Annotated in this window: 12 protein-coding genes, 1 other RNA gene and 1 riboswitch; of the genes, 1 reads left to right on the top strand and 12 read right to left on the bottom strand. The window is 36.4% G+C overall.

The features are described from left to right. Positions 1 to 86: 86 nt before the first annotated feature. The 9 genes from aceA to WKT09_RS12815 form a co-directional block, all read right to left on the bottom strand. The gene (gene aceA / locus WKT09_RS12855; RefSeq protein ID WP_340416411.1) at positions 87 to 1,361 is read right to left on the bottom strand and encodes an isocitrate lyase; all 1,275 of its coding nucleotides are present in this window, start codon (positions 1,359 to 1,361) and stop codon (positions 87 to 89) included. 612 nt (positions 1,362 to 1,973) lie between these two features. Then, a complete protein-coding gene (locus tag WKT09_RS12850; protein ID WP_340416410.1) occupies positions 1,974 to 4,160 on the bottom strand; it encodes a malate synthase G in 2,187 nt (728 codons plus the stop codon). Positions 4,161 to 4,800: 640 nt separating this feature from the next. Beyond that, positions 4,801 to 5,154: a transfer-messenger RNA gene (gene ssrA, locus WKT09_RS12845) on the bottom strand. A 107-nt stretch (positions 5,155 to 5,261) separates the two neighbouring features. Then, on the bottom strand, positions 5,262 to 5,726 hold the full coding sequence (gene smpB / locus WKT09_RS12840) for an SsrA-binding protein SmpB (RefSeq protein ID WP_340416409.1): 465 nt from the start codon (positions 5,724 to 5,726) through the stop codon (positions 5,262 to 5,264). A gap of 21 nt (positions 5,727 to 5,747) precedes the next feature. Next, complete coding sequence (rnr, locus tag WKT09_RS12835; RefSeq protein WP_340416408.1) at positions 5,748 to 7,874, bottom strand: ribonuclease R; 2,127 nt, start codon at positions 7,872 to 7,874, stop codon at positions 5,748 to 5,750. A 36-nt stretch (positions 7,875 to 7,910) separates the two neighbouring features. After that, the gene (locus tag WKT09_RS12830; protein WP_340416407.1) at positions 7,911 to 8,657 is read right to left on the bottom strand and encodes an alpha/beta hydrolase; all 747 of its coding nucleotides are present in this window, start codon (positions 8,655 to 8,657) and stop codon (positions 7,911 to 7,913) included. 74 nt (positions 8,658 to 8,731) lie between these two features. After that, entirely contained in the window at positions 8,732 to 8,962 is a 231-nt protein-coding gene (secG, locus tag WKT09_RS12825; RefSeq protein ID WP_340416406.1) for a preprotein translocase subunit SecG, read from the bottom strand. A 93-nt stretch (positions 8,963 to 9,055) separates the two neighbouring features. Continuing rightward, the gene (locus tag WKT09_RS12820; protein WP_340416405.1) at positions 9,056 to 10,711 is read right to left on the bottom strand and encodes an FAD-binding dehydrogenase; all 1,656 of its coding nucleotides are present in this window, start codon (positions 10,709 to 10,711) and stop codon (positions 9,056 to 9,058) included. A gap of 112 nt (positions 10,712 to 10,823) precedes the next feature. Next, on the bottom strand, positions 10,824 to 11,057 hold the full coding sequence (locus tag WKT09_RS12815) for a hypothetical protein (RefSeq protein WP_340416404.1): 234 nt from the start codon (positions 11,055 to 11,057) through the stop codon (positions 10,824 to 10,826). Between the two features lie 102 nt (positions 11,058 to 11,159). On the opposite strand from WKT09_RS12815, the gene WKT09_RS12810 reads away from it, so the two are divergent. Next, complete coding sequence (locus WKT09_RS12810) at positions 11,160 to 11,453, top strand: transposase (RefSeq protein WP_340416403.1); 294 nt, start codon at positions 11,160 to 11,162, stop codon at positions 11,451 to 11,453. Between the two features lie 233 nt (positions 11,454 to 11,686). On the opposite strand, the gene WKT09_RS12805 is transcribed toward WKT09_RS12810, so the two are convergent. The 3 genes from WKT09_RS12805 to WKT09_RS12795 form a co-directional block, all read right to left on the bottom strand. After that, on the bottom strand, positions 11,687 to 11,956 hold the full coding sequence (locus WKT09_RS12805; RefSeq protein WP_340416402.1) for a hypothetical protein: 270 nt from the start codon (positions 11,954 to 11,956) through the stop codon (positions 11,687 to 11,689). 129 nt (positions 11,957 to 12,085) lie between these two features. Then, positions 12,086 to 12,313, bottom strand: a complete 228-nt coding sequence (locus WKT09_RS12800) for a hypothetical protein (protein ID WP_340416401.1) — start codon at positions 12,311 to 12,313, stop codon at positions 12,086 to 12,088. Between the two features lie 130 nt (positions 12,314 to 12,443). Next, a riboswitch (cobalamin riboswitch) is annotated at positions 12,444 to 12,650 on the bottom strand. A gap of 129 nt (positions 12,651 to 12,779) precedes the next feature. Next, positions 12,780 to 14,048, bottom strand: a complete 1,269-nt coding sequence (locus WKT09_RS12795) for a PcsB-like coiled-coil domain-containing protein (protein ID WP_340416400.1) — start codon at positions 14,046 to 14,048, stop codon at positions 12,780 to 12,782. Between the last annotated feature and the right edge of the window lie 150 nt (positions 14,049 to 14,198).

Genomic DNA, 14,198 nt, shown 5'->3' with positions numbered 1-14,198 from the left:
TAGTTTACATGATTTTTGTTATATTACAAGAAAAAACAAAAAACTATCTTAAGCAACCGCCTAAGATAGTTTTTTTATCCAGTTTATTAAAACTGCTCCGCTTCTGTTGATCCAGCTAAAGCAACTGTTGATGATTCGCCACTCGCAATTACTTGTGCTACTTCATCAAAGTAACCTGTTCCAACTTCACGTTGGTGACGTGTTGCAGTGTATCCTTTTTCTTCTGCAGCAAACTCTGGTCCTTGTACTAGACGAGAGTATGCTCCCATACCTTTATCTTTGTACTGTTCCGCTAATTCGAACATGCTGTAGTTTAACGTGTGGAATCCAGCTAATGTTACGAACTGGTATTTATATCCCATTTTCGCAATTTCTTTCTGGAAGTTATCCATTTCTTCTTGAGACATATGGATTGACCAGTTAAACGATGGAGAACAGTTATAAGCAAGTAATTGATCTGGGTATTCTGCATGAATTGCTTCTGCAAAACGACGTGCTTCTTCTAAATCTGGTTCAGCTGTTTCACACCAGATTAAGTCAGCATATGGTGCGTACGCAAGTCCACGAGCAATCGCTTGATCTAAGCCAGCTTTCGTACGGTAAAACCCTTCTACTGTTCTTTCACCAGTTAAGAATTGGTGATCATACTTGTCTACATCACTTGTAATTAAGTCTGCAGCGTTCGCATCTGTACGAGCCATGATCACAGTTGGTGTTCCCATTACGTCAGCAGCAAAACGTGCTGAGATTAAGTTTTTGATTGCTGTTTGAGTAGGAATTAGCACTTTTCCACCTAAGTGTCCACATTTTTTCTCTGAAGCTAATTGGTCTTCAAAGTGTACACCAGAAGCTCCAGCTTCAATCATTGATTTCATTAATTCGAAAACGTTTAAATGTCCACCAAATCCAGCTTCCGCATCTGCAACGATTGGAGCAAAGTAATCCTTCGTTACATTTCCTTCAGAATACTCTACTTGGTCTGCACGTTGTAATGCGTTATTAATACGACGTACAACTTGTGGTACACTGTTTACTGGATATAAACTTTGGTCTGGATACATTTCTCCAGCTTGGTTTGCGTCTGCCGCTACTTGCCAACCACTTAAGTAAATAGCTTTTAATCCAGCCTTAACTTGTTGTACTGCTTGGTTACCAGTTAAAGCTCCTAAAGAATTTACATAGTCTTCTGTATTAATAAGGTCCCATAATTTTTTAGAACCACGCTCAGCTAATGTATGCTGGATATCTAATGATCCTCTTAATCGAATAACATCCTCTGCACTATATGGACGCTTAATTCCTTTCCAACGTGGATTCGTATCCCAATCTTTTTGTAATTGCTCTGCTCTCTCTTTGTACATGTTCTTTTTCCTCCTTGAAATTTACCTTCTATAATCTTTTTTGTTATATGAAAAGTTTCATAGATTTTCTATAAAACTATGTTACTAACGACTTTGTTATAATACACTACAAACGTTTACTCTGATACTTTCGATAGGCAATAATCACACTCTAGCGTAAGACTAGCTTCTACAACTCTTGTTCCACACTCTGGGCAAGCGATTTTTTCAATATTATTCATTGTTATTGCACCTCCATTTGTATAACAGATTGGCTTTGTTTGTATCTGTTATAATACAGTATAGTACATATTGAAATAAATGCAAGGGTTTTTATAAAATTTTTTGAATATTTTTTATTAACAGTTTAAATGACACGCCATAAACGCTGATAAATAGGGGTTTATACAAAGAAATATTTATATATTTTTTTTGCTTTTTTATATAATCTGTTGTTGTACAGGGTCTATTTAATGACAATTTATCCTATATTATCCCTTCTTTTTATCTTTTTTGTTCACAGTTTGTTCATGTTGACATAGAACAGACTGTTATATAAACCATTTTGTGCATGGAACAATTACATCTAACAAAAAAGAGGAATCTGGACTTAACCAGATCCCTCTTTTCTTCTTAAGCGTGCGTGACGCCAATTTTCTCTTTAAATTCGATACGACGACGCTGTAAAATCGGCTCCGTATATCCATTCGGTTGTTTTGTTCCTTCAAAACATAAATCACATGCTGCTTGGAATGCAATGGATTCATCAAAATTTGGTGCCATATTACGGTATAATTCATCACCAGCATTTTGCTCATCAACTACAGCTGCCATTCTTTGTAACGTTTCTAATACTTGTTCTTTCGTTGTGATTCCATGGTGCAACCAGTTTGCAACCATTTGACTGGATATACGTAATGTTGCACGGTCTTCCATTAATCCAACATCATTAATATCAGGTACTTTTGAGCAGCCAACCCCTTGTTCTACCCAACGAACAACATACCCTAACATCGTTTGAATATTATTGTCTAATTCAGACTGAATTTCTTCTGGTGTCCATGTCGGATTTGCTTCCACTGGAATTTGTAAAATATCATCGTTATAATTTCCAGAAGTTCCAGCACTTAATAAATTATCTTGAACTTCTTTTACACTTACTTCATGATAATGAAGTGCATGCAATGTTGCTGCTGTTGGAGAAGGAACCCAAGCAGTATTCGCTCCTGCTTTTACGTGTCCAATCTTCTGTTCTAACATATCATTCATCATGTCAGGCATTGCCCACATACCTTTACCAATTTGTGCATTATTTTGGAACCCTGCAGCTAAACCTACTTGTACGTTATTCTTCTCATACGAACTTAACCAAGTAGCATTTTTCATATCTTGTTTACGTAACATCGGACCGATTTCCATAGATGTATGAATTTCATCCCCCGTACGATCTAAAAATCCTGTATTGATAAAGATAGCACGTTCTTTTACTGCATGGATACAGTTCTTTAAGTTTAAGCTCGTGCGACGCTCTTCATCCATTACTCCAACTTTTAATGTATTACGCTCTACTTGAATTGCATCTTCAATACGTGCAAATAAATCATTAGTAAATGCAACTTCTTCAGAACCATGCATTTTTGGTTTTACAATATATACGGAACCTTTTTTCGAGTTTGTATATTTTGCATTCCCAATTAATTCGTGTTTTGCGATTAAACTCGTAATAATTCCATCTAAAATTCCTTCATAACAAACTGTACCATCTTCGTTTAGTACAGCGTTGTTCTCCATTAAATGGCCTACATTACGAACGAGCATTAAAACACGTCCTGGTAGTACAACTTCATCGCCATTAGCTCCTGTATACACGCGATCTTCATTAAATGTACGTGTAACCGTTTTATTTCCACGTTGGAATGTAGCAGTTAAATCTCCACGAATTAACCCTAACCAATTACGGTATACATCGATTTTATCCTCTGCATCAACAGCTGTTACGGAGTCCTCACAGTCCATAATGCTCGTTAATGCTGATTCTAATACAACATCTTTTACATTTGCTTTATCTGTTTTCCCAACTGGGTGTGTACCATCGATTTGAATATCGATATGTAATCCATTATTTTGTAGTAAAATGGACGACGGCTCCGAGGCATCGCCTTGATACCCAATGAATTGCGTTTGATCCTGTAATGTCGTTGTGTCACCGTTTTCTAATGTTACTTGTAATGCCCCATTTTTTACTTCATATTTCGTCGCAGCTTTATGGCAACCTGATGCAAGCGGTGTATTTTCATTTAAAAATTCTCTACTTCTTTCAATAACTTTATCTCCACGAACTGGATTATATCCAGCTGTTTTCTCTGCACCATTTTCCTCACTAATAATATCTGTTCCATATAATGCATCGTATAAAGAACCCCAACGAGCATTTGCTGCGTTAATCGCATAACGTGCATTGTTAATCGGAACTACTAATTGCGGTCCAGCCATTGTTGCAATTTCATCATCGACATTTTCTACGTTAATAGTAAAATCGTCAACTTCTTTTTCTAAGTATCCAATTTCTTCTAAGAATGTTTTATATGCACTTGCATCAAATTCCTTGTTTTCTTTATGCCAAGCATCAATTTGATCTTGTAATTGTTGACGATGTTCTAATAGTTCTCTGTTTCTCGGAGTGAAATCGACGAAAATTTGCTCGAAATCTTGCCAAAACTGTTCTACATCAAGACCTGTACCTGGTAATGCTTCTCTGTTTACAAAATTATACAAATCCTCTGCTACTTTAATCTTTCCTACTGCTACATAATCAATCATTTCTCTTTCCTCCTGTCATAGTATAGAACTAATTATTTGAATCTATTATATAACAGGTTCGTTCAGAAATACAATAGGAAAAAGCATTTTTATCCATTATTTTAAAATAACACATGAAAAACGTGGACAAATCAACCTTTAATATCGATGTATATTTTTTCTTTATTTTTTTATCTGTTTCATAACTGTTTTATTTCACCCGGAAATTGCTCATTCTTTTCGGTTTATTTTTTTTATAAAATCTGGTATTACGGAAAATAATACAATGCCTATAATAATAGATATAAAAACCTCAAATAATTTCTTTAAATTCAATAAACTACCGTTCATTATATTTTTGTAAATTATCTCAAATGGATACTTTTATACCTTTAGGTGCAAATATCATTTTCCATTGCTAAATGTTGATTTTCTTTGCGAAGCTTAATTAGTTCATCTTGTTCTGGTCATTATTCATCGAGTTGCATAAAATATATATGTAATAGCGTATTGGAAAATATTATCTCTATCATTACTTCTCCATTCATAAACGATTTCCCTTTTAATTTTTCTATTTATATAAACTTAAATAAAAATAAAAAACACCAAATTCCTTCTGATAAAAGGATTTTGATGTCTCCTATAACTCCATTATATTACAGTATGGAGGCGGCGAGAGTCGAACTCGCGTCCAAAAGTAATGACACTTAAGCGTCTACACGTGTAGTTAGTATATTTTAGATTCGCTCGTTATTATGCCTACTAACAGGCGTCCTAACAGCTAGTCTGATTGGTTTCAACGCTCTACCCGCAGACGGAGAGTGAACGTTTATCCCGCTGAATGTGAGACTCCGGATCGTTACACGGGAGATAACGTCTAGAGTCCTTTAGGTGCAATTAAGCAGCTAAAGCGAAATTTTCTTCTTTGCCAGTTAAAGGCTTGTAACGTTGACGAGTCGTAACCTCGACGCGCAGCTTAAGCTCAACCTACCCCTGTCGAATCCAAAACGCCCCCCCAATAAAAGGGTATCGCTTCGGTAAGTGTTGAAGCTCACTACACTTAATGTGTAATACTTATTATAGCATAGTACGCTAAATTTGCAATGAACTGAGACAAACCAATTACTGGTATCGTTCTTTTATTGCTCTGTCAATATCACGCTTCATCTGTTTCTGTTTCATATCTTCTCGTTTGTCATATTGTTTCTTTCCACGTCCAAGTCCAATTAACAGTTTTGCAAAACCATTTTTTATATACAATTTTAACGGCACAATTGCATATCCTTTTTGCTGGACGAGACCGTATAATTTATCGATTTCACTACGATGTAATAATAATTTACGTGATCTTGTCGGATCATGGTTAAATCGATTTCCTTGCTCATATGTTGCCACATTCATATTAATAATAAATGCTTCCCCATTCATAATACGAATATGCGCATCATTTAAGCTCACACGCCCTGCACGAATCGATTTAATTTCTGTTCCTTGTAAAACAATTCCCGCTTCATATGTTTCTTCGATAAAATAATCATGGCCAGCTTTTCTATTTTGTGCAAGTGGTTTTTCATGCTGTTTTGCCATTTTATTTCCCCCTATCAACTTTTACACTAATAAAAAGTCTACTGCATGTTCATCCATATTTACATCAGACACTTTTATTTCTACTTCTTGACCAATTTTATACACTTTTTTCGTCATTTCTCCGATCAATGCATGGTGTCGATCTGAATAATGATAGTAGTCATCCGTCATATAACTAACATGGACAAGTCCTTCTACCGTATTTTCTAACTCTACAAATAATCCAAAACTTGTGACCGAACTAATAATACCTGTAAATTGTTCGCCAATTTTGTCTAACATATATTCTGCTTTCTTTAAATTATCCACATCACGTTCTGTTTCCACTGCCACACGTTCCATTGCTGAAGTATGTTTTGCAATATCTGGTAAGCTTTCTTTCCATTTCTTAATGGTGTCATGGTCCATTTTTCCTTGGATAAGATAGGTACGGATTAATCGATGAACAATTAAATCTGGGTACCGTCTAATCGGTGATGTAAAATGTGTATAAAAGTCCGTCGATAAACCAAAATGACCGATACTGTGTGGATCATACTTTGCTTGTTTCATCGATCGTAACATTAATTTTGAAATAACTAGTTCCTCTGGTTCACCTTCCACACGGTCTAACACTTTTTGTAATTCTAGTGGGTGAATGTCATTTGCGGTTCCTTTTACAACATAACCTAAACCACCTAAAAACTCGAAGAAATGCTCTAATTTCCCTTCATCAGGTTGCTCGTGAATTCGATGGATAAATGGTACATCTAACCAATGGAAATGTTCTGCAACCGTTTCGTTTGCACATAACATAAATTCCTCAATTAAACGTTCTCCAACAGATCGTTCTCGAATAACGACATCTACTGCTGTCCCTTCTTCATCAACGAGTACTTTCGCTTCTTTAAAATCAAAATCGATAGCCCCACGCTTTTTGCGTTTATAAAATAAAATTTCTGCCAATGTTTGCATCGTTTCAAAATGTGGCACGAGCGGAGCAAACTCTTCGATAATGGTTTCATCTTCATCGACTAAAATTTTATTCACATTTTCATACGTCATTCGTTCCGTCGTGTTAATGACCGCTTCAAAAATTTCATGCGTAACAACTGTACCTTTGCCGTCAATTTCCATTTCGCACGCTAAAACGAGACGATCTTGTCCTCTATTTAAGGAACAAATTCCGTTCGACAACCGATGTGGAATCATCGGAATCACTCGGTCTACTAAATAAACACTCGTTCCTCGTTCACTTGCTTCTTTATCCAGTGCAGTATGTTCTTCCACATAATAGGATACATCCGCAATATAAACACCAAGTTTAAAATTACCGTTATCTAGCTGTTCGACACTAATTGCATCATCTAGATCTTTCGCATCTGCCCCGTCTATCGTCACAATTTCTTTATGTCGTAAGTCACGACGTCCTTCTAAATCACTTTCTAATACTTTATCTGGAATCGCGGCAACTTGGTCCAACACTTTATCAGGGAAATCAATTTTCAAACCATGTTTATGGATAATCGATAAAATATCAATTCCTGGATCATTTTTATGACCGAGTATTTCTACGACTTCCCCTTCCGCACTTTTTCTCCCTTCAGGATATTTCGTAATTTCAACAATTACTTTATGTCCTGTCACTGCACCTAATGTATCATTTTTTGAAATGAAAATGTCGTTTAAAATTCGTGTATCATCTGGAATAACAAAACCAAAGGAATGACTTTCTTCAAATGTCCCGACAATTTTTGTCGCCGCTCGTTCTAATATACGAATGACGACTCCTTCTGCGCGAGAGTCTTTATTGCTTTTTTTCTCGATACGTACAATGACCTTATCTTGATGCATAGCAGAATTTAAATCAGATGCATGAATATAAACATCTTTTTCCTTTTCATCATCAGGAATTAAAAATGCGAATCCTTTTCGATTCATTTCAATTTTTCCGGCAATTAAATTCATCTTCGCCGGTAAACCGAACCGATTTTTTCGTGTACGAATAAGCGAACCTTCTAGTTCTAATTCGTTTAATGTTTTCACTAATGTTTTAAAATCTTCTACATCTTGCATGCCGAAAATTTCTTCTAATTCTTGGACTGATAATGGTTTTGTTCCACTTTCCTTAAAATATTGCAAAATTTCTTCTTTTAGTTGTGCGTCCATTTCTTCACCTCATTTAAATTGGAAACAATCCTACTTCTATTGTTCCCAATTTAAGCTTTGTAAAAACGTGTAAATATCTTCATGTAATTGCTCTTTCTCTTTGTCCGTTGTAATGACATGTCCCGATTTTTCGTACCATTTTATCTGTTTTTGATCGGTTTCCACTGTATCATAAATATAATTCGCGCTTTCCGGGTTAATCATTTCGTCCTTTCTCGCTTGAACGACCATTGTCGGCGTATAAATTAAGTCAACGATGCCATTTACTTCTTTTACAAAATCTTTAATACGCGTAAACATCGGTCTTGACTGGTCCATCATTTCTTTCACTTCTGTCGCAATCGTATCGCGATCCTTTCTTTCAAATTGCTTATATTGTTTCGCAAACATTCGAAAACCATCTGTTAATTGATGTTCATTATCAAAAAACATTGGAGAGCACATCGTAATAAGCCCTGTCACCTTGTATTCTGTCGCTAATTTAATTCCAAGTACTCCACCCATCGATAATCCAGCCACAGCGATTTCTTCATAACCTAAATGTTGTAAATGTTCATATGCGTTCTGAACATCTTCCCACCATTGTGCTGGAGTTGCTTCTAATAAATTTTCCGGTTCCATACCATGTCCACGTAAAATGGGTGCATAACATGTGTATCCTTGCTTTTGTAAATAACGTCCTAACATGCGAACATCGGCTGAATTTCCAGTAAATCCATGTAATAATAATACTGCTCTATTTCCTGCTTCGAATGTAAATGGTGCTGGTGCTTTAATTTTCACGTTAAATGAATCTCCTTTCAACATTGCCAATAAAGATAAAAACCCTTATCACATCGATGTAATAAGGGCGTTTTTTATATAACATATGCGCTAATAAATGCTAAAACGAAAAACAATACCGCTGTAATGACTGTTCCTCTATGTAATACTAAATCAATTCCACGTGCTTTTTGTTTTCCGAATAATTGCTCTGCTCCACCTGAAATCGCGCCTGATAATCCTGCACTCGTTCCAGATTGTAACACGATAAAAACAATCATAATAATTGCATCGATTAGTAAAAGTATATTGATTACTGTTGCCAACTTGAACATCCTCTCTTTTGCGTTCAAATATATCTAAGTTAACTTTAGCATAGAGTCAGACTGTTTAGCAAGTTTTATTTCATCCCAATCGGTTTAATGATCATTTTTTATAATCGATTCGGCTACTGTTTTTCCTGTAAATAAACAACCTCCTAAAAACGTTCCCTCTAAAGAGCGATAACCATGTAATCCACCACCACCAAAACCTGCTACTTCTCCTGCTGCATAGACATTGTCAAAAGGAATTCCATTTTTTTGAAGCACTTTTCCTTCCATATTTGTTTGCAAACCACCTAATGTTTTCCGACTTAAAATATTTAATTTTACTGCGATAAGCGGGCCGTAAGTTGGATCAAGTAAGCGATGCGGTTTTGCCGTTCGGATTAACTTATCCCCAATATAATTTCGTGCACCATGCATTGCAACAACTTGTAAGTCTTTCGTAAAGTTGTTCATTAATGCTCGGTCTCTTGCTTCTACTTGTTTACGTACCTTTTCTATGGATAGTTTTTTATGTCCAATTAATTTATTCATTCCAACAACTAAATTTTCTATGGAATCTGCAACGATAAAGTCTTCCCCATAATCTATAAAATGTTGAACCGGTGTTGGTGGACCAGGCAATATTCGTTGTAACACTTTCGCAATGCTCTTTCCAGTTAGATCAGGATTTTGTTCACTACCAGATAAAGCAAATTCCTTTTCAATAATATCTTTCGTTAAAATAAACCAAGAATAATCATATCCTGTATCCATAATAGCTTTTAATGTTCCAAGTGTATCAAATCCTGGAAAATTCGGTGCTTCCAAACGATTTCCTTCTGCATCCAACCATAAAGAAGATGGACCTGGAAGGATTCGGATGCCATGCTTTTCCCAAATTGGCGCCCAATTTCTAATCCCTTCCGTGTAATGCCACATTCGATCACGGTTTACAATTTTCCCACCGGCTCGTTCCGTAATAGAAAGCATTCGGCCATCGACATGTTTTGGTACACCTGCAATCATATTTTTGGGGGCTTTACCTAATGATTTCGGCCAATTTTTTCGAATCGCTTCGAAATTCGCTCCGATGCCACCACTAGCAATGACAATAGATGCCGCTTCATATGAAAATTCACCAATCGTTTTCCGTGTCGTCTCCTTCCCTCTTTCAGCATGATCATTTTCTAAGATTGATCCTTGTACGGTTGTAATTTGATGTTCCCTTTCCATAAGATAATCCTCTTGATGTCGAGGTTTATAGGTAACGAGGTTTGCATCAATCTGTTTATGTAAAAGGGATAGGAAAGGTTGGACAAGTCCTGGACCTGTTCCCCAAGTAATATGAAATCTTGGCACAGAATTTCCGTGTCCTTCAGCTAAATATCCTCCACGCTCCGCCCAACCAACGACAGGAAAAAAACGAACCCCTTTTTCATGAAGCCATGATCTTTTTTCTTCTTTTGCAAAATGCACGTAGCGTTTCGCCCATTCAAAACCAAATTTGTCCTCTGTTTCTAAGCGATCATAACTCGCCGTGCCGAGCCAATCCTGCCATGCTAGTTCATGGGAATCTTTTATCCCCATACGACGTTGTTCAGGAGAATCGACTAAAAAAAGTCCACCGAAAGACCACCATGCCTGACCTCCTAATGATTGGGGACCTTCTTGATCTAGTAATAATACTTTCTTTCCTTTTGTTGCAAGTTCTGTCGTTGTAACGAGTCCTGCTAGGCCTGCACCAATAACAATGACATCATATTGCATCATTTCCGCCTCCTTTTCCTTCATTATAGCTCATATGGAGTCTGAAATGTCAGAAAAGTGTGATTATTTTTTATGTATTCGTGGATTTAATTTTATATTCTTCCTACTGTATCTACAAAATATCTTCTGCATCAAAACTTCTTGTTTTCATTTTTTGGGATGGGTCGCATTCTTGCAACTTCACACGGTATTCTTGCAACTTCACATCGTATTCTTGCAACTTTGGCCCGTATTCTTGCAACTTCACTTGATATTCTTGCAACTTCACTTGATATTCTTGCAACTTCACTCGATATTCTTGCAACTTCACCCGATATTCTTGCAACTTCACTCGATAATCTTGCAACTTTACACTATATTCTTGGAACTTCTGATGTTAGACTCAAAAGTAGACACATCCTAGAGAGAAAATTGTATAATAATATTTAAAGTTAGGAGCGTGTTTATAATGAGAAGTTATGATGTTGAATTTAAAGAATTTGCGATTAAGTTGGTTTTGGACGAAGGTAAGCCAAGAGCTGAAGTCGCCAGAGAATTAGATATGCCTATTAGTACGTTGTCAAAATGGGTTAAAAACTATAAAAAGGAACAAGAATTAAAAGCAGAAAAGTTGGAATACGTTACGCCAAGTGAACACCGAAAACGTGAAAAAGAACTCCTAGATAGGATTAAAGATCTTGAGGAGGAAAATGCCATTATAAAAAAGGCAGCGCGCATCTTCGCTAGGAAAGACCAGAGTTAAATATAAGTTACTCACAGACTGTGGGAAATAAGCAAGATGAAGCAACTTTATTTGGAGTGGCGGGTGTGTTAGCTTGGTCGGCATACCAAGTTTTTTAAAAATTTGGCGCCTTGGCGAAGAAGCACACCCGCAGAGGCTCCATGTCAAGTTGCGAGAATTTGGAAAATAACGCTCAAATCAACCACCTACAGGTAACAGAGAAAATGAAGAAAAAATAGGCTCTAAAGAAACACTTATAAAACAGGGATACATGAAAATTTGTTTCCCTTAATTGTGTCTACTTTCTTGACAGAAGACCACTTCACAGCATATTCTTGCAACTTCACACTATATTCTTGCAACTTCGCACAGCATTCTTGCAACTTCACATCATATTCTTGCAACTTTGGCCCGTATTCTTGCAACTTCACATCATATTCTTGCAACTTTGGCCCGTATTCTTGCAACTTCGACCGGTATTCTTGCAACTTCACATCGTATTCTTGCAACTTCCTAGTTTTCATATTTGTACTTTAAATTGACATAACGATCAAAAATCATTAGGCTACTTAAAATCCCCAGCAGATCCAGGGGGGTTCGAATGCATAAGAAAAGGTGGTGAAGCTCACCACCTTCTTCATTTTTGTTCCATATTACACGATTACTTCATCACGTTCGACAAACGTCATCGCGTTTCGAACAATCGTATATGCTTTCGTTAAATTTTCTTTATACATAGCTTGTAAATGTTCCTCAGCCTGTTCAATTTCATTCCATAATTGTTCATACGTATCTTGTAAAGATGTTGTTTCATTTGTAACTAAACGATTCATCACATTTGTTTGTAATGCTTCTACATAATAATTTACAGTTCCTTTCATTCTCTTTCCCTCCTTCACGTAAAAAAACAACCTTGCGAAGATGCAGGTTGTTATAAAAGCAATCCAAAAGAAGCATAGGAATTCTCCTATGTTTGAACCGTTCCACACACCTCCTATCCTCCGTAGGAAATTTGTTGAGCATTATTAGGCAGGTCTCCTGGCTTCACTTCATCGCTTCTCACCCCTTCCCACTTTTTATTTTTATAAAAAGCAGTGGTATTCGTGAGTTGCTCCGTATCACAGTTGCGGGACAGCGTCGGAATTACACCGATCTTCCCTTTTAAGCAATAAAGGATATCATGCCTTCCATTATTGCACCTAAAGCTCCTATATTTAACTACATCTATAGTATATCATAATTGCATAATATTCGTTTCTCTTATCGTCATATGTTTTAAATATGAGGTGAACATACAAAAAAAAAACTTGAGACATAATGAACGTACGTCTCAAGTTCTTCCTATAATTAATTTAAAATTTTCACACGAACTGTTCTTCTTCCCCAACTATATGCAGACTTTTCTGACGGGTAAAGAACGTCGATTTTTTTCCCTTTGATTGCGCCACCTGTATCAGCAGCAATCGCAGTTCCGTAACCTTCTACCCAAACTTTTGAACCTAATGGAATAACGCTTGGATCAACCGCAATCACTTTCGGTGTAGGTTTTTGTTTTAAATTCTTTCCGGTAGCTGAAACACCAGAACATCCTGAACAGTCAGGTCCATAAGCAGTCGCTTCTACTGTAAATGACTTTCCAGTAGATGGTTCTGACTCTTTCTTCTCTTGACTATTAGATGATTTTTTCGGTGTGTCATTTGTAGATGACTTTTTCGGTGTTTCGCTTGTAGATGATTTTTTCGGCGTTTCACTTGTAGCAGCTTGTTTTGGTGTATCTGTTGAAGCTGGTGCTTCTTCCTTCTCTTGTTCGGAAGCTTTAGCAACCTTTGTTTCTTCTGCTTCTTTCTCTTTAGCTGCTTTCGCTTTTTCCGCCTCAATTTCATCACGATACTGCTGTTCAATACTTGCTAATTTACTATCTTCACTACCTAATTTTTCTTTTTCCTTCTCTAATGTAGCCTCTTTATCTTTTAGTGACTTTTCAGAGCTTTTTAATTCGTCCTTCTGTGCAACGACATCTACTTTTTGCTCTTCTAATTCGTCAAGTAATGCTTCTTGCTTATCTATTTTGTCTGTAATTTCCTCTTGAATCTCTTCCACTTCTTGACGGTCTGCTTCATGTTCTTCAATTAGTTGCTTATCGGCATTTGTAATCGTTGATACAGAATTGACACGACTAATAAATTCGTTGAAGTCTTTTGCATTAAATAAAACTTCTAAATAGCTAATGTCGCCACCATTTTCTTGGTATGCAATAATACGGTCTTTTAAAATTTCTTGGCGTTTGTCGATTCGTTTATTAATTTTTTCAACTTTTTCAGCTAGTTGAACAAACTCCTCTTCATACTCCATGATTTTGTCGTTTTTCTCAGCTATTTCTGCTTCATTTGCAGCTATTTTTTGTTCAATATCTGCTACTTCTTTATGTAATGCCGCTATGTCATCTAATACTTTTACAAGTTCAGATTCCTTTTTAGACAATTCTTCTTTTACCTCTTTACGTTCGTTTTGAACGTCGTTTAATTCTTTTTTACTTGCATTCGCTTCTAATGGTATCGTGAACAGTCCACTCACTAGTAATACTACTGCGAGCAAGTAAATAGTTAGTTTCTTCAAGAAATTCCGCTCCTTTGCTATGCTTAGATATTATCGCTTTCTTCTTGATTTACTTAACCGATTATAACATAGAGAGATAACAGAAAGATTGTCACAATGTTACAATTGTATTTCAAACGCCTATACACAGTAAAAAAGACACAGTCATTC

Origin of the sequence: Pseudogracilibacillus sp. ICA-222130 (assembly GCF_037892545.1) — a bacterium.
In the GTDB taxonomy this organism is placed as follows: Bacteria; Bacillota; Bacilli; order Bacillales; family Amphibacillaceae; genus Pseudogracilibacillus.
Note: the sequence above shows the minus strand (reverse complement) of the source record. Positions and strands in the feature narration are given on the sequence as shown.

Excerpts from the sequence above, each read along its gene's own strand:
- aceA (WP_340416411.1), bottom strand. The coding sequence starts at position 1,361 with ATGTACAAAGAGAGAGCAGAGCAATTACAAAAAGATTGGGATACGAAT.
- WKT09_RS12850 (WP_340416410.1), bottom strand. The coding sequence starts at position 4,160 with ATGATTGATTATGTAGCAGTAGGAAAGATTAAAGTAGCAGAGGATTTG.
- smpB (WP_340416409.1), bottom strand. The coding sequence starts at position 5,726 with ATGGCAAAACAGCATGAAAAACCACTTGCACAAAATAGAAAAGCTGGC.
- rnr (WP_340416408.1), bottom strand. The coding sequence starts at position 7,874 with ATGGACGCACAACTAAAAGAAGAAATTTTGCAATATTTTAAGGAAAGT.
- WKT09_RS12820 (WP_340416405.1), bottom strand. The coding sequence starts at position 10,711 with ATGCAATATGATGTCATTGTTATTGGTGCAGGCCTAGCAGGACTCGTT.
- WKT09_RS12810 (WP_340416403.1), top strand. The coding sequence starts at position 11,160 with ATGAGAAGTTATGATGTTGAATTTAAAGAATTTGCGATTAAGTTGGTT.
- WKT09_RS12805 (WP_340416402.1), bottom strand. The coding sequence starts at position 11,956 with ATGAAAACTAGGAAGTTGCAAGAATACGATGTGAAGTTGCAAGAATAC.
- WKT09_RS12800 (WP_340416401.1), bottom strand. The coding sequence starts at position 12,313 with ATGAAAGGAACTGTAAATTATTATGTAGAAGCATTACAAACAAATGTG.